This window comes from Sphingomonas sp. PP-F2F-A104-K0414, from assembly GCF_004340945.1.
Lineage (GTDB): Bacteria > Pseudomonadota > Alphaproteobacteria > Sphingomonadales > Sphingomonadaceae > Sphingomonas.
Map to the genome: position 1 here is coordinate 457,210 of NZ_SLYD01000005.1, position 14,329 is coordinate 471,538.

Consider the following 14,329-nt stretch of genomic DNA (forward strand, 5'->3'; position numbering starts at 1 on the left):
CCCGGTGGTCGCTCAGGTTTAGAAGCTATGTCGAGGATGTTTCGTGGCTGAAGTCGCTGGTGACACAAAACTGGTAATTACCTGCGAGAAGTCGCACTGCCCGACGTGCGGTCGAGAGCAAAATTGTGATCTGCATGGTCGGGTATACCGACCATGGGAGTATTCGGATCGCAGCGGCAATTCGACATCAGGCGGCGTCACCCATAGTCTGTTTGAATGCCGGGGCTGCAATACCGTTTTTTACGAGACCAGCGCGTGGGACGAAAATGACTATGACCAGTGGTATGATCACTGGGGGAAAGAGCAGCAGCAGGCGAACCTTACCAAAGCTACATTCCCGCGCCCTTCCCTTCGTGAACGGCCAAACTGGATAGAGAAAGAGGGTAAACTAGATGCCGAACTACGTCGCATTCTCGAGGAAACTTATGGGGCGATTGAAGCGGGAAGTCTGACGCTTTCACTAATTGGATTAAGAAGTACGCTGGATCGCTGCTTCGCGCTATTGGACATCGATCCCGCCATGACTTACGTTGAGAAGATAACTGCGCTTCAAGTCGGCCACTATATCGGAAAATCGGAGTACGATAGCCTGACTGTTTTAGTGAACGCAGGCAACGCTGCCGCCCATCAAGGCTGGCGCGCTGAACAAGATCAGGTTGCTCGGCTTCTGGATGTCTTAGAGAATTTCGTGCAGCGCGTGATCGTTAATGGTCGACAAGCTGTTGAGATCGGAGCCGACATCCCGGCGAGGCAGGCTCGGCGACCAAAGGGCTTAGGCCCACAGGAGACGGGTGCGTCGAGCTTGGCCAGTGAGGACCGGGGGGCGCCATATAGCGCGGGAGGGGTTCCCAGTCCGCCGACGGAGGCGGCCAAGTAGCTGACTGGCGCTTTGGCCTGAACCTGACGGACTTGGCGTACGGTCTGGCGCAAGCAAAAAGAAAGGGCCGCCAAGGCGACCCTGAAAGTTTTTAGGAGAGGATGCCTGAAAGGCTCAGTCTTTATGCCGGGCCAACCGCGTCGTGGCGATTGCAAATTCAGCTATCGCGGAATGCATTTTATGCATCCTTTGCGGTACTTATGGGATCACTGAAACGGCCCCCTGCCCTTCGTTGCCGCACCTCACCAAACCGTGGCCCCCATCTCCTCCAACCAGTCAGACGAGCCATGATCTTTCAGCAAGTCGAGCATTCGGAAGCCGTCACCGTCACCAATGTCCTCGTCCAACGATCGCGTGCCGAACTTGCTGGCGTAGTTTCTGATTACCCGGTTTCGGAATTTTCCCGCCTGCGCGCTGATTTGATCAGGTGAAAGCTGCCCCTCAGCGAGGGCAAGCCAAATGTCCGAAACCGCGTCGTCGACTAGATCCGAGGCTATGCCACGTCCGATCGAGGCAACAATGTGCGCGTAGAGCGGGTTCGACATCGGTGAGATGGCCGCACCAAGCAGCTTCGGCTTTGGCTTAACCGCGTGCTTCCGCCAAGCCTTCCCGATTGAGGGTAGAAACAGCGCGTGTCGCCATTCCCAGATCTGCTCCCTATGGACGCCAAGATCTTTGGCTATCTCGTAGTCGTCGAGGCCGTCCGCGTACAACACGAATGCTCGGGCTCTACGATCCGTGCGCATCTTGGAATACGCCCGACCACTTGGGTGGCGCGGGGTACTTCGACGGGTTGTTCCAGATTGTCGAACGTAGGGCGTGCCGAGAAGAGCCTCTGTATACCATCTTTCAACAGACTTTACCGTAGTGGCCATTTCTCTCGCGATCATCGGAGCGCCGACGCCGCGCTTCAATAACGCAACAGCGCGACGCTTTAGATCTGGGGTGATGAAGGCTAGATGCTCAGAAGTTCGCAAGGTTCGCCCCGGCGGTAAATTGGGCGGCAGGCCTCTCCGTTGGCGCCATGTGAACACGCTATTGGGCCGGATACCCACCGCTTCCGCAATGACTGAATCCGTATTGCCGGCGTCATAAAGCTCACGACGGAGCTTCATGCGCTCAGGAGAGATTTTATGATGCTCGGGAGGCAGCTCGATCGACGTTTCAGCGTTCCGGAGCTTGGCCTTTGCTGGCACATTTGGATTGCTGTTGACTGGGAACGCGTTGCGAAGACGCCAATCCTGTATAGTGGTTCGGCTAACACCTTGCTCTCGCGATATTGCCCGGTCGCTAAGGCCGGCTTTGTAAAGCGCGTACCTCTTTGCCATACGGACACCTTGATCTTCGTCTGACCTTCTCGCCATGCGCGGCACTCCCGCCAAGTCCCATAGGACGGAAGGGAACACCAAGGCGCAAAGTCCTCAACAGATTCGGTACGAGCCGACTGAAACGCCCGCCGAGCTGTGTAGTATTAGTTAGCGACCTGAGGCGGGGCCTCGCCCCATTGGCCAGCATTAGCCTGCTGCGCCGTTCGCTTTCTTCCGGATACAAATAAGGCTATGCCGCCTGCATGAGCTTTCTCGCTGCATGTTTCGGAGGCCCCTTGCTTCGTCGCCTTATCGGCGGCTGGTGGGACAGCTTCAAAGCCAAGCGCGCAGGCGAACCCGTGCCGATGAAACTACGTGGCGGCGTGTGGCGCCCGTCCGGGCTGGTCCACAATGTCGACCGCGCCGCTGATTGGGTCGCCTACTTCGGAATGTTCTGCATCCTGCTGGCGATCGTCGGCGCGGTTTACGGGGCGACGAAGTAGCTTCACCGCCCCGCCGCGGCGTAGGGTATGAGCGCCGCAGCAACCGACGACCCCGAATTACTCCCGTAGCGTTGGCCTCGTTCCTCCAGCGCCCTAGCTGCCTCGCGGTTTGCAAGCCGGCGCTGGTCGAGGGACAATAGCTGAGCGATCGTCGCGGCTGGATCCGGGTTGAGCGCGACTGGTGCGATCTGCTCAGCCTTCGCCGTTGCTCGTGCACCAAGACCTAGCGTGATGGCATCCCGCGCGCGCTGCGAGGCACCCGCGCGAATTGCCGTGCCGATCGGGACCTGCCCTAGCAGGACGTTGGCGCCGACCTCCGCAGCCGGTCCAAGCCAGTCGCCGCCCTGGAACGCTTGATCCGCCGTTTGCCGTTCGGCCGTCATCGAGTTGCCGATAAGGCGATTGCTCGATGCTGCCATCTGGCGCTCCATGTCAGCTTGCGACAGTAGGCGCGCAATGTCGTCCCCTCCCTCAGGGTATAGCGTGCCCAGGCGCTGCTCCATTGCCGGGGTCCCGAGTACGCTTTCAAACGGGTTCGAACTGTAGCGTAGGCGCCCGGCGTTCTCGGCAAGCTGCGACTGGAACACCACACGTCGCAACCTCCTGCGCTTCGGCACCACCGCAGCCGCCTACGCAGCCGGCGCGTCGATCGTCACCGGGGGCGTTGCACTGGCGTCGCAGGCAAAGGGCGCAGCGCCTACGAGCATTAGCCCCGGCCTACGCCATGCCCTTGCTAAACTCGCGACCGCGGAACGCATTCTGGATCACTATCAGGAGACCGTTTTCACGCCGACGCGCCGGCGATGGCTGGCGGCGAAAGAGGCCGTGCCTCACGCGGTCATCGCGCCGTCAGCGGTATGGCGCGGGTCACCCACCTTTTGGGCGACTTACAACGATCATGCGATCCAGCTCGCGAAGGAATTGGTCGAGAGCAACCCACGGACGAGCAAGAAAGGCGACGTGATCCGCGCGCGCAAGTTGATCGCCGCCAATCACCGCCGCGCGCGGGCCATAGACCAGGTGCACAAAACTTCCGGCATCGGCCCTCGCTGCGAAGAGAGCGACCGTCTGTTAGAGATCATGGTCGAAGCCGAGGACGCCGTGTGCGCCTATCCGGCGTCGAACCTCGCAGACCTTGAAGCCAAGCTGGCGTTCTTTGAGGAACGCGACCTTGCAAAGAATGACGGCAACATGGCGCTGGTGCTTGCCGACGCCCGCCGTCTACTTGCCCAGAAGGGCCGCTGATATGGCAACCCAACTCAACCCGGGGGCGGCGCGGCCCGTCCCCGCCTTCGACCCCGCCGCATGGCTCGGCGCCCTTGTGTCGATCGGCGGAGGCTATGCCCTCGCGTCCGGCCGCAAGCTCTGGCTGGTGGTCGAGGAATGCGCGACGGTCGACATTGAGGATCTGATGCGCCCGCTGATCGGCCACCCCGATCGCGTCGAAGCCGTGCGGTCCGCCATAGAGCGCCGCCAGAACGGAGGGACACTGTAATGGCAAGCCGAGCCCCCGCCTATGACGCAACCCCGCTGGACGTGCTGCTAGCGTCCGTTCCCAGCCTGCCCCGTGCGATCCTCGCCCGTCTCACCGCTCGCATGATCGAGCGAATGGACGAGAAAAAGAGGTTGTTGACCTGGTATGCGAGTATCAACCCTACAAAGGGGGCAATCCGATGCTCAGAGGACTTCACGATCTGAATAACCATGACAAGCATCGAATGGTACTCCCAACCACCCAATACTCCGTGCTGGGGGTTAGCTTGGACGCGATGTTGTTATCCGCGCTCGAAGAGCGTTTGCGTGAGTTACCGGCCGACGCTGTTAAGGAGCGGGAAAATTTTGCGCGATTCAAGCAACAAGGCTTTCGGACCTATTCACCTATGGGCGCACCGACCGTTGCCTTAAGGGAAGGCGAACCGATCGCCCAAATGTCTTACGTCAACAACCCGAACGATGGCCTATCATTCTCTGATGAGAAGCCCGGCGTCGTATTTCCAGATGGATATTTTCTGACCGGCGCGGTCTGTTCGACAATGTCGAAGCTGACTGACACAATATTTCAAATGGTTGAACGGTTTGAAGGCGTGGCAAGAGGTATGGCGCGAACGAACTAATCACAGCTGCCTAAGTGACGCTGGCGCTATGGGACCCACATGATCGGCTTGATTGTCGATGAAATATTAAGCGGTTGGAGGAAAGCAGGCTATTATTAGGTGAAAAATCTGAAAAATCAGGACATTGTATTACGAGGGCCTGCTATCGATCCTCCCCAGCGCGGCGCCCCATTAGCGTCGGATCCCATGTAGTTCACGCGCATAGTCGTCTCGCTAATAAAGCGCTGGTCGCCAGTGTGCATAGATTTGTAGTCACAGTATTGGTAAAGCCATACAACATGACTCCCGTCTTTAAGTCGGTCAAAGTCGCTGGTCCCGATAGATTGCGGTGAGCATGGACAGAGTAGGCCGGCGCCTACCGCTCCGCGTAAACCCTCACTTATATTGGGGGTAAAAGCTGGAATTGATCCATACTGCATAATCTTATGCGCCGCGAATACCTCAACATCGATTGCCGGGGTCCCCCCGTGTTCGTAAAGTTCATAACAAACTGAACGCCTAAACTCTCGCCGTCCGCGCTGCTGAGAATGGCTTGCTCCATAGGGGCCTGCACCAAGTAAGGACGGAGCTGCCTCGCGGATGCGTCACGAGCAATATTATTTGCCTCCCGCATTGCCTCTGTCGCCTCACCAGTGTCCTTAACCGCGCGACGGGTAAGGATGATCTGCCAGAGCAGCAGCGTCGAGCCGATTACACCGATCCAGAAACCCCACTTTGCCCAAAGCGCGCTATTCTCCGCGGCCTCAGCGGCGCGCCATTGGGCGCAAAGGTCGCTTTCGTCCTTACCCTTTGGTTCCTGGCATGGGGTGCGATGTTCTAAGGGTATGGCGCCCGCTTTGGCAGTGGCCGGTTCAACCTCTACTGGCTTGTCGGCGGCGTATCGGTAGCTCTGATACCGGTCCGGCGCGACGGGATTTGACGGGGTAAGGTATGCCCCCAGCCCGAATGCTATGGGCGATAGTCCGAGAGCTGCAGCGACTGCGTACCGATAGCCTCTAGGCATTAGATCAAAAGCACCGCTGATATTTTCCCCGCGCCAGCTTGTTCCCGATGTTTGGCTACGAGTCCATCGCCCGCGGGCTCACCCGAGTTTTAGGCTTTCCCCAGGAAGCGTGAAACTCGCCCCACTGATCGCTCAAATTAGTGGCACGAACCTCTGACCCGCCCCGTTTTACAGTGCCGCAAAACCTTGTTGCCGACCCCGCCATATACGGCTTCCGATAACTCCCTGCGGCCTGGAGCCAGCACGCAAACCGCCCTTTACGGACGCGTGCCCCGTTATCCGCCGTTATTAAAACCTGCGGGAAGCGGCGCCGCCGCCCCTTATATTACGCGCGCGCATAGTGTCCTGAAACTGTCCTATGCGAGTGCGCCACTCCCATAGCGGTACTCGTGCGCCAGGATCCCCACGACAATCCCGTCTATCCCGCGGCCGAAGTGATTGCGCATCACGGCTTCGGGCTTGCCCCCCAAGCGGCACGCTAGTTCGGCAACATGAACCTGCGCCGTTACGATCGTCATCCGGTTGCAAGACAGAGCGCCGAACACATAAGCGCCAAGCTCATTGAGGAAGGCGCGCGTCCACCCCGTACCCGCCGCAGTTAGATTGACGTTGCCGCCGTTGAAGCAATTGAGCAGCGCCCCCGCGCAGATCCTGCCTCCCTTCTCTATCCCCATCGTTACGAATGGCTGGGAGAACGTGACGCCCAAAGCATCCGCCAAGAACTGCGGCACCCGGTCATCTGCGACTATCTTGATCGGCATAAGACTGCCCCCAGAGGTTCGAGCGCGCCACCAGCGCCGTCAGCGAGTGAAAATCGTTCACTACATTTCACTATTTTAGTGAACCACTGCAGCCGTCGTTGGAGCCAAGAAAGGCGGCGGGCCCGGTGTAATCCCGGTGTAAGATCACCGCCGCCTCTCTGTTATCCCCCTGTTAAAACAGAGCTGCGCCGACCTATTGGCACTATTGGCGCTATTGGCATGGAGCCTATCTCGCTCCCGAGCCGTCGCCTTCGCCCTGTAAATATATAGATAGATAGAACCTATTTTTGGTTACGTAGCGAAGGCTCGCCATTAGTGCCAATAGCTCGCGGATCGACAGAAAGGCCCCGTGCCAATAGCGCCGATAGTGCCAATAGCGTCATCCAACCTTACCGAACGCCGAACCCTGCCCTGCTGTTCTCGCCATCGTCAGTGCGATCGCGGCCGGCCAGGACATTCTCAAGCTCGGACAGCGAATGCGGAACGTCGATGTGCTGAGCCCCGAGGAATAAGCGCGACCCCTCGCCCTCAGGCACCGCATGGGTCAGCTTGTCGATGTCGACGAGTGCATTGCCCGAAGGCAGCGTCTCGATCTGAACAAATCGCATGGTCGTCTCCCATATCGCGCCCGGCATCATGGACACGGGGATGGTAACGAGTCGCTGCACCTGAAAGCTGCGCCGCGCGTTGGACAGGCGAGGAGATAACCATGATCGACGATCCAAAAACCGACGACGCGCCCCAGTCTGAAGAGGCTGAGGAAATGGAAAAGGTGCAGGAGGACGCTGCCAAAGAGCGTGAAGAAAACGGCGGCTATCAGTAGGCAGCAAGGCTCAGAGGCCTCGCGCTACTGTCCGTGTGGCGCGATGCCTTCTACCCCGACCGTGCGACCTCCCCCTGTCTTACAACTTCCATTGCGACCGGTAGACTACCGACACTCACCCATGCGGTACTGCCGCCAGTAGCGGTCCCAACGAACCGCGGCGCCGGACGCTATCGCCGCACAGGACAGCGATCGTCCGTCCGGCAGCGTGCACCGAGCGACAATGCGACTATAGCTCTTGCCCGTCGCCTCGCATCGCAGCGTCCTGCGCAGCACGAGCCGCTCGACGATCTGCTGGCTGCGCTTAGCGGCGGTGTTGTCGCAGCGGTAGTTTACCCGCCGCGGATCCGCTGCCCGACAAGGTGAAGCGCTTTCGAAGTCCGGGGCCTGAACTCCCGCAATTCGGACCTTGATGCCGTTTGAACACCACAAGGGTCCGTCGCCGTCATGAACGCGGGTCACCGTGCAGGAGAATGGCGCCGTTAGTGTCGCTGTCGACAGGGCCAGCATGACGAACAGCACGACTAAACGGCCATCCAGTCGCTCTCGGCATCGTCGATTGCCGCGAACGCATCGCCGTCGGCCTGTTGCTTGCGCAGATGCGCGCGCACCGCTTCGGGGTCGCCGTTCTTCGGGAATGTCCGATCAGCGCGGGCAGCGTCGGCGATACCATCAACCCAATCGCCGCGGTCGCGCTGTGACAGCAGCCACTTCCCGAACGCCGGCTTCGGTTCCTGCTGGTCGTCGTCGTAATCGGTCATGATCATGTCCTTCGAATCGTCGGACCGCTCATCGCACCGGATGGATGTTCCCGCAATGTTCTTGCGAATCAATCACGATCGCGCCTAGCTATGGGGATGCCGCTCGCGGCGACTCGACACTGATGGAGCAACGAAATGCAGCATGATCTGCAGCTTAGAGCGGCTGCCCGCGCGATATACGACAACGTCTATCCGCCGATAGATCCCGTTCCATTCAGCTTCGACGAGGCCGAGCGATTGGGGACCGTGGAGTACCGGCAAGCCGTCGGCGCTGCTCAGGACGCACGGTCCGTCCTGGCTGCGCAGCACGACCAGCTCCTCTTCGCCGCGATCCTCTAGATCATGCCCGCAACCCACTCAGGCCGCCCGGTCGTCGTCCCGCTGAACCGTCGTGACGATGCGCTACGGCTTCACGACGTGCCGTTCGAACTGGTGCCGTGCGAAGTGCCGTTCTTCCTCGTCCACACTCAGGCCGGGTTCCCGTCGCCTGCACAGGACGACATGCAGGAACCCATCGACCTGGGCGCATGGCTCGTTGAGCATCCGGCCGCCAGCTACATCATGCGCGTCGATGGCCGATCCATGTCGGGCGCCGGGATCAACGATGGCGATATGATCGTCGTGAACCGCGCCAAGAAGGCGAAAGCCGGTTCGATCGTCGTGGCGCTGGTGCACGGCGACCGGACGCTGAAGCGTCTGCGCTACGTTGATGGCCGCCACTGGCTTGTCCCAGAGGCCGAAGGGTTCGCTGACATCCTAGTCGACGAACATGTCGAGATATGGGGCACGGTCGTCGGCGTCGCGCGCAAGATGGCATGAGCACGCCGATCGCCCTGATCGACTGCAACAACTATTACGTCTCCTGCGAGCGCGCCTTCGACGCCAGCTTGGTCGGCGTGCCGGTCATTGTCCTCTCGAACAACGACGGATGCGCCATCGCACGATCGGCCGAGGCGAAAGCGTTGGGGATCAAGATGGGCGACCCCATCCACCATCTGCGCGACAAGGTGAAGCAGCATGGCATCCAGGTGCGGTCGTCGAATTATACGCTCTATGGCGACATGCAGCGTCGAGTGATTGCCGCCTGCGAGTCCTTCGCCCGTGACTTCGAGATATACTCAATCGACGAGACGTTCCTCGATCTCTCGGGTTTCGAGGGCCGTGATCTGGTGGCGCACGCGAACGCGATGCGTGCCCAGGTCCAGCTATGGACGACGATACCCACATGCGTCGGCATCGCTGAGACCAAGACGCTGGCGAAGCTGGCAAACGCGGCCGCCAAGAAGAACCCGGAATTCGGCGGGGTGGCCGATCTTCGTGACGACGACGTACGGCGCGATGTGATGCACGCCTTCGCCGTCGGCGACGTCTGGGGCGTCGGCAGTGCGACTGCGCGCAAGCTCTCTGATCTCGGCATCGACACCGCCGGCGCCCTGCGAGACATGCCGATGAAGCAGGCCCGCGCTGTAGGCACGGTCGTTCTCGAGCGGCTGGTGGCCGAGCTGCGCGGTGTCCCGTCTAACGCCGTTGAGTCGGTCGAGCCACGGCGGAAGGGCATGGCCGTCACGCGGTCGTTTGGAACGCCGATCTGCGACTTCGAGCGGATGATGGGCGCGCTGTCGCAATACGCATTGCGCGCCGGGGAGAAGCTGCGATTGCACGGGTTGGTTGCGGCCCGACTGACCGCGTTCTTCCACACGAACAAGCATAAGCCCGACCGGCCTCAGTACGGCGCATCGCGCATGGTGACCCTGCATCCGATGACGAACGACAGCCTCGAGCTTATCGCGGCGGCCAGGCGCGGTGCCGAGAAGGCATGGCGCGACGGCTACGCGTACACGAAAGCCGGCATCATGCTCGACGATCTGCTTCCCGAGGAGGATCGACCACGCACGCTGTTCGAGGAGGATACGGCAAAACGCGACCGGCTGATGGGGGCGCTCGATGCGATCAACGGCAAGTTCGGGACGTGGACCGCGGTGACGGCGTCGCAGGGGTTCAAGCGCGAGTGGAAGATGCGTTCGGAGATGCGATCGCCGGCGTGGACTACCAACATCTCCGAGGTGCCGACGGTGCGCGCTTAGTTCACGCCCTGCTTCTGTGCGCCGACGATCCTGCCTTTTGCGATTCTACGCACGGCTCGCCATCTTTCGTGCCATTAGTTGCCGGGGCGGATGACGGCCGTAAATGTTGTGACTGCTGGAATGAACGTGACTGATTGCGCTTATTCCGAGCCACGTTTTTTCTGCTTTACCTCATTGATAAGCGCATTTTTGTCCAGAAAATAAGCATAAACGACGGGAGGCGTTATCTTAGCACGACTTGCAACTTCTTTAAATGTCAGTGATTCCTCACCGGTTTCTTCGATGATCAACCATGCAATATCAATCAATTGAGCTCGTCGCCGTTCGTGAGATAGTCGTGTTCCTGGCGGGGAGCGGCTCGTGAAGGTGACCATGTGGCTTATCCTATGATTACCTGTCGGTGGATCAGTTTAGTGTAATTAAATTGTTGCCAGACGACCACGCCGCTTAGCGCGGCTCACAACGCCTGTTGGTTCAAGCTGCTCAACACGAGCAGTTCCTTATCGCCGCGATCTTCTACTGAGCAGCCCTATTAGCGGGACGGACACCCGGGCGTTCTGGATGCCCGTCCCTGCTAGTGTCAGTCGCCACCAAAGCTAAAGGTGGCGCCGGCTACCGCGCCGACATTGCTGCCACCGTTCGGACTGAAGCTAACCGCACCGTTATAACGTAGGCGCTGATTGCCTGACGTATGCCCGATCCCAAGCGCCACGCCCGCCTCTCCCTTGTAGTACGAGACTGCGCCGCCCATCGAGGTCCGGCCCGGACGGTCGTCAAAGCGCATGCCGTTGGCGGCCAGCGCTACTGCCGTTCCGCGCTGCGCTTCGGTCCGCACGCTGCGGATGTCGTTGCGCAGATCGTAGTCGACGGACGCCAGCTGGTTCAGGTTGACCGCGTCGAGTCCGCTTGTGCCAGGAGCCACGTTGTGCAGCTGGACGGCGCCGGCGGACGGCGTTCCAAAGGTGACCGAAGAGCGGTCCGGAGCCCCCGAGGCCGTCCGGTCGTACTGAACCGCCGATGCCGCGACACCCTGCAGCTGTGCGACGTTGACGGCGTCGGTTAGCGCGCTGCCGGCCGCCACGTTCGTGATCTGCCGCTGTCCCCCAGCCGAGCCGACGGAGACTTCACCGACGGAATTCTGCGCAGTCTGCAGACCCGTCGCCCCATAGTTGGTCTGTGCGCCGCGATCCGCCGTGCTTCCTGCGCCGAGCGCGACCGAGTTCGCCGCGTTGGCCGTCGAGCCCGTGCCGATGGCCACCGAATTGGCCCCGGTCGCATTTGCCACCGGTCCGGTGCCGTTGATCGCCACATACGCGCCGTCGGCCGTCCGGTTGATGGCGTCGAGCTGCGTCCGTGCCGTCGTCAGGCTGGCGTCGAGACCGCCGAGCGCGCTCCCCACGTTTGCGTACGTCCGCCCCTGCACAGCATAGGCCGGGATGGTGATCGATCCGTCGGCGTTGAGCGTGGCGCCCGCGCCAAAGGTGGAGACCACCGCCGCCAGCTGACCGCCGTTGACCGCAGCGTCAGCGCGGCCGCTCGCCGCGACACCCGTCACGGTACGGTCGCCCTGCGTGCCGGCCACGTTCACGACCGTGCCGTCCGTGCTGCCGCCTACCGCAATCGTGCGGGTGGTCTGATCCTGCTGGACGATGCCGACCGTACCGTTGGCAATGTTCTGCTGAAGGGTGGAGAGACCCGACGTGTTCGCCGCCGTCTGACCCGCCACAGCGACCAGTCCGGTCTCCGTGGCGGTCACCCGTCCGTCGAGCCCAGTCACGGCGACGTTGGTGGCCGCCACCTGCGTCCGCACGTCGCCGATCGCACCTTCGTTGGCTGTCACCCGTCCATCGAGACCGGTGACCGTGGCGCTGGTCGCAGCTACCTGGCTGCGCACGTCGCCGATTGCGCCTTCGTTGGCTGTGACGCGGCCGTCGAGGCCAGTGATCGCCGTGGTGTTGCTGGCGGTCTGCTGCTCGTTGACTGTCACACGCCCGTCCAAGCCCGTCACACGCCCGTCCAGACCAGTTACGCGACCGTCGAGCCCGGTGATGGCGGTGGTGTTGACCGCGATCTGCTGCTCGTTGGTGGTGACTCGTCCGTCCAGTCCGGTCACACGGGTGTCGAGACCCGCGATCGCAGTCGAATTCGCGGTCGTCTGCCCCTGCAGCGTGCCGATCGCAGCTGAGTTCTGCGCACCGACCGTTTCGCTAGCCGTCACGCGACCGTCCAGACCGGTGACCGCGGCAGAGTTCGCCGCAAGGCCCGTCTCCGTGGCGGTCACCCGTCCGTCGAGTGCGGTGATGGCGGCGCCGTTGGCGGCGATCGCCGTCGCGTTGGCAGCAAGGCCGGTCTCAGTCGCACCGACGCGACCGTCCAGTCCTGCGATCGCGGTGGTGTTGTTGGCAAGTCCGGCCTCCGTGGCGCCGACCCTGCCGTCCAGTCCGGTGATTGCGGCAGAGTTGGCGGCGAGGCCCGTCTCGGTCGCCCCAACGCGCCCGTCCAGACCCGTGATCGCGGCTCCGTTAGCGGCGATCGCAGTCGCGTTGGACGCGAGGGCGGTCTCCGCCGTGCCGAGACGCGTATCAAGACCACCGATCGCCGCCACGTTGGCGGCGATGCCGTTGTTGGCGGTAACGATGCTGGTCTCGGCAACGCCAAGACGTCCTGTCACGCCGGTCAGGTTGGTCTCCGCGGCGCCGACGCGGGTATCGAGCCCGGCGATGGCTGCGGTGTTCGTGCCTACTGCTGCCTCGGCTGCGCCCATGCGGCCGCCTAGCGTGCCTACGGCGGCCGCGTTGACGCCGACCTGAGTGCTGAGCGCTCCGAGATTGGCGTTGGTAGCATCGACGCGTCCGTTGACCGCGTTGAGGGCAACGTTGGTCTGGTCGGCTACGCTGGCGACCTGACGCACTGTCGCCGCGTCGGTTGCGAACACGCCGTCCGCCACGTTACGCAGCTGACGGGTCGCGCCTACCGCACCGATCGAGACGGAGCCCACGTTGGTCCCGGTGCTGGTGTCGTACTGCACGCCGGCGACCGGACCGATCACGCCGCTGAGGTACGTCCCGGTGCCTTGCGTGGTCGCAAGCGCGACCGAACCCGTCCCGAGAGCGACGCTGTTCGGCGGTGCCGCCACGGCACCGAAGCCGAGAGCTAGCGAACCGTCACCCGTCGCCGCCGCGCCTGCGCCGACCGTTGTCGAGGCGAAGCCGCTGGAGGTGGCGTTGGCGCCGAAGGCAGAAGAGAACCCGCCGGTGGCGTTCGCGCCCGCACCGAGCGCCGTGTTGTTGCCGACAGGATCGAGCGCGTCGCCTGCGATCGAACCGAGGCCGATGGCCACGTCGGCGTCCAGTAGAGACAGCGCGTTCGCGCCGATGGCGATGCCCGCGATACCGTTGGACGCCGATCCATCGCCGATGCTGATGCCACTCCCGCCCAGCACACTAGCGCCGACGCCCAGACCGATCCCGTTGTCACCCAGCACGTTGGCGCCCAGGCCCAGGCCGATGCCGTTGAGGCCGAGGATGTTCACCGCGGCGCCCAGACCAATGCCGTTCTGGCTCAGCACGCTCGATCCTGCGCCGATGCCGATGCCGTTGATTCCCCCGACCTGGGCGCCCGCGCCGATGCCGATACCGCCGATGGCGCCGGTCAGGATGTCAGTGTTCGCGCCGATGGCCACGCCGTCCTGCGCTAAGATCGTTGCGTCCGTGCCGATGCCGATGCCGCGCGTGCCTCCGATCTGCACGCCGTCGCCGAGACCCAATCCGCCAGATACGCCTGGCGAGGTCTGAGCCCCGCCCAAGCAAACGTTTCCAAGAAGATCGACTGAAATGGTTTGGCCAAGCAGGGTGACGCATGCTGCGCTGGCTGGGGTAGAAAATACTACTGCGATCACAGTCGCGGCAAGGATTGGAAGCGCGGTTCTCCCAAGCAAAATGGATTTCTTTGTCATCCGATGTCTCCTTTGCGCCATTCATGCGGCGTTGATCACAAGAGAACATCGAATCCACTAACAGATAGTTGATGCCATTCGGTACGGAATCCTCCTAATTGACAGTAAATACCAAATTGGTTTTATTTGTCGCAAGTAAGG

At 61.6% G+C, this 14,329-nt stretch carries 16 protein-coding genes; 8 read left to right on the forward strand and 8 right to left on the reverse strand.

What is annotated here, in order from left to right; translation table 11 throughout:
- Window positions 1–43: 43 nt before the first annotated feature.
- Window positions 44–877 carry a DUF4145 domain-containing protein gene (locus C8J46_RS14660; protein WP_132740583.1) on the forward strand — a complete coding sequence of 278 codons (834 nt, stop codon included), beginning with the start codon at window positions 44–46 and terminating at the stop codon, window positions 875–877.
- Window positions 878–1,119: 242 nt separating this feature from the next.
- Here the strand turns inward: C8J46_RS14660 and C8J46_RS14665 are convergent, their stop codons facing one another.
- On the reverse strand, window positions 1,120–2,205 hold the full coding sequence (locus C8J46_RS14665; RefSeq protein WP_165886560.1) for a helix-turn-helix domain-containing protein: 1,086 nt from the start codon (window positions 2,203–2,205) through the stop codon (window positions 1,120–1,122).
- 275 nt (window positions 2,206–2,480) lie between these two features.
- Between C8J46_RS14665 and C8J46_RS14670 the strand changes: the two genes are divergently transcribed.
- Entirely contained in the window at window positions 2,481–2,687 is a 207-nt protein-coding gene (locus tag C8J46_RS14670) for a hypothetical protein (RefSeq protein WP_132740589.1), read from the forward strand.
- A gap of 2 nt (window positions 2,688–2,689) precedes the next feature.
- On the opposite strand, the gene C8J46_RS14675 is transcribed toward C8J46_RS14670, so the two are convergent.
- Complete coding sequence (locus C8J46_RS14675; RefSeq protein ID WP_132740592.1) at window positions 2,690–3,106, reverse strand: hypothetical protein; 417 nt, start codon at window positions 3,104–3,106, stop codon at window positions 2,690–2,692.
- A gap of 406 nt (window positions 3,107–3,512) precedes the next feature.
- On the opposite strand from C8J46_RS14675, the gene C8J46_RS14680 reads away from it, so the two are divergent.
- The 3 genes from C8J46_RS14680 to C8J46_RS14690 all read left to right on the forward strand — a co-directional run bounded on the left by C8J46_RS14680 (window position 3,513) and on the right by C8J46_RS14690 (window position 4,801).
- Entirely contained in the window at window positions 3,513–3,932 is a 420-nt protein-coding gene (locus C8J46_RS14680; protein ID WP_132740595.1) for a hypothetical protein, read from the forward strand.
- Between the two features lies 1 nt (window position 3,933).
- Window positions 3,934–4,182 (forward strand): hypothetical protein, encoded by a 249-nt coding sequence (locus C8J46_RS14685; RefSeq protein WP_132740598.1) that lies wholly within the window; start codon window positions 3,934–3,936, stop codon window positions 4,180–4,182.
- Window positions 4,183–4,447: 265 nt separating this feature from the next.
- Window positions 4,448–4,801 (forward strand): hypothetical protein, encoded by a 354-nt coding sequence (locus C8J46_RS14690; RefSeq protein ID WP_132740601.1) that lies wholly within the window; start codon window positions 4,448–4,450, stop codon window positions 4,799–4,801.
- A 1,359-nt stretch (window positions 4,802–6,160) separates the two neighbouring features.
- Here the strand turns inward: C8J46_RS14690 and C8J46_RS14695 are convergent.
- From C8J46_RS14695 to C8J46_RS14710, 4 genes are all read right to left on the reverse strand, one after another.
- The gene (locus C8J46_RS14695) at window positions 6,161–6,565 is read right to left on the reverse strand and encodes a hypothetical protein (protein ID WP_207894183.1); all 405 of its coding nucleotides are present in this window, start codon (window positions 6,563–6,565) and stop codon (window positions 6,161–6,163) included.
- Window positions 6,566–6,954: 389 nt separating this feature from the next.
- Entirely contained in the window at window positions 6,955–7,173 is a 219-nt protein-coding gene (locus tag C8J46_RS14700) for a hypothetical protein (protein WP_132740604.1), read from the reverse strand.
- A gap of 320 nt (window positions 7,174–7,493) precedes the next feature.
- Entirely contained in the window at window positions 7,494–7,910 is a 417-nt protein-coding gene (locus C8J46_RS14705) for a hypothetical protein (protein WP_243643408.1), read from the reverse strand.
- A gap of 2 nt (window positions 7,911–7,912) precedes the next feature.
- Window positions 7,913–8,149: a hypothetical protein gene (locus C8J46_RS14710; RefSeq protein ID WP_132740607.1), complete on the reverse strand. Its 237-nt coding sequence runs from the start codon at window positions 8,147–8,149 to the stop codon at window positions 7,913–7,915.
- A gap of 135 nt (window positions 8,150–8,284) precedes the next feature.
- Between C8J46_RS14710 and C8J46_RS14715 the strand changes: the two genes are divergently transcribed.
- The 3 genes from C8J46_RS14715 to C8J46_RS14725 are packed head-to-tail and all read left to right on the forward strand — an operon-like array spanning window position 8,285 to window position 10,233.
- Window positions 8,285–8,488 (forward strand): hypothetical protein, encoded by a 204-nt coding sequence (locus tag C8J46_RS14715; protein ID WP_132740610.1) that lies wholly within the window; start codon window positions 8,285–8,287, stop codon window positions 8,486–8,488.
- Window positions 8,489–8,491: 3 nt separating this feature from the next.
- A complete protein-coding gene (gene umuD / locus C8J46_RS14720; protein WP_132740613.1) occupies window positions 8,492–8,968 on the forward strand; it encodes a translesion error-prone DNA polymerase V autoproteolytic subunit in 477 nt (158 codons plus the stop codon).
- Complete coding sequence (locus tag C8J46_RS14725) at window positions 8,965–10,233, forward strand: Y-family DNA polymerase (RefSeq protein WP_132740616.1); 1,269 nt, start codon at window positions 8,965–8,967, stop codon at window positions 10,231–10,233. The genes umuD and C8J46_RS14725 overlap by 4 nt, the downstream gene beginning before the upstream one ends.
- Before the next feature lie 140 nt (window positions 10,234–10,373).
- Here C8J46_RS14725 and C8J46_RS14730 read toward each other — a convergent pair whose 3' ends face one another.
- Together C8J46_RS14730 and C8J46_RS14735 are read right to left on the reverse strand one after the other, a co-directional pair.
- Window positions 10,374–10,607 (reverse strand): helix-turn-helix domain-containing protein, encoded by a 234-nt coding sequence (locus C8J46_RS14730; RefSeq protein ID WP_132740619.1) that lies wholly within the window; start codon window positions 10,605–10,607, stop codon window positions 10,374–10,376.
- Between the two features lie 206 nt (window positions 10,608–10,813).
- Window positions 10,814–13,981 (reverse strand): YadA-like family protein, encoded by a 3,168-nt coding sequence (locus C8J46_RS14735; protein ID WP_165886561.1) that lies wholly within the window; start codon window positions 13,979–13,981, stop codon window positions 10,814–10,816.
- Between the last annotated feature and the right edge of the window lie 348 nt (window positions 13,982–14,329).

What these genes read in the sequence shown, in the direction of transcription:
- C8J46_RS14665 (WP_165886560.1), bottom strand. Translation starts at nt 2,205, where the DNA reads ATGGCAAAGAGGTACGCGCTTTACAAAGCCGGCCTTAGCGACCGGGCA.
- C8J46_RS14675 (WP_132740592.1), bottom strand. Translation starts at nt 3,106, where the DNA reads ATGGCAGCATCGAGCAATCGCCTTATCGGCAACTCGATGACGGCCGAA.
- C8J46_RS14685 (WP_132740598.1), top strand. Translation starts at nt 3,934, where the DNA reads ATGGCAACCCAACTCAACCCGGGGGCGGCGCGGCCCGTCCCCGCCTTC.
- C8J46_RS14695 (WP_207894183.1), bottom strand. Translation starts at nt 6,565, where the DNA reads ATGCCGATCAAGATAGTCGCAGATGACCGGGTGCCGCAGTTCTTGGCG.
- C8J46_RS14700 (WP_132740604.1), bottom strand. Translation starts at nt 7,173, where the DNA reads ATGCGATTTGTTCAGATCGAGACGCTGCCTTCGGGCAATGCACTCGTC.
- C8J46_RS14710 (WP_132740607.1), bottom strand. Translation starts at nt 8,149, where the DNA reads ATGACCGATTACGACGACGACCAGCAGGAACCGAAGCCGGCGTTCGGG.
- C8J46_RS14715 (WP_132740610.1), top strand. Translation starts at nt 8,285, where the DNA reads ATGCAGCATGATCTGCAGCTTAGAGCGGCTGCCCGCGCGATATACGAC.
- umuD (WP_132740613.1), top strand. Translation starts at nt 8,492, where the DNA reads ATGCCCGCAACCCACTCAGGCCGCCCGGTCGTCGTCCCGCTGAACCGT.
- C8J46_RS14725 (WP_132740616.1), top strand. Translation starts at nt 8,965, where the DNA reads ATGAGCACGCCGATCGCCCTGATCGACTGCAACAACTATTACGTCTCC.
- C8J46_RS14730 (WP_132740619.1), bottom strand. Translation starts at nt 10,607, where the DNA reads ATGGTCACCTTCACGAGCCGCTCCCCGCCAGGAACACGACTATCTCAC.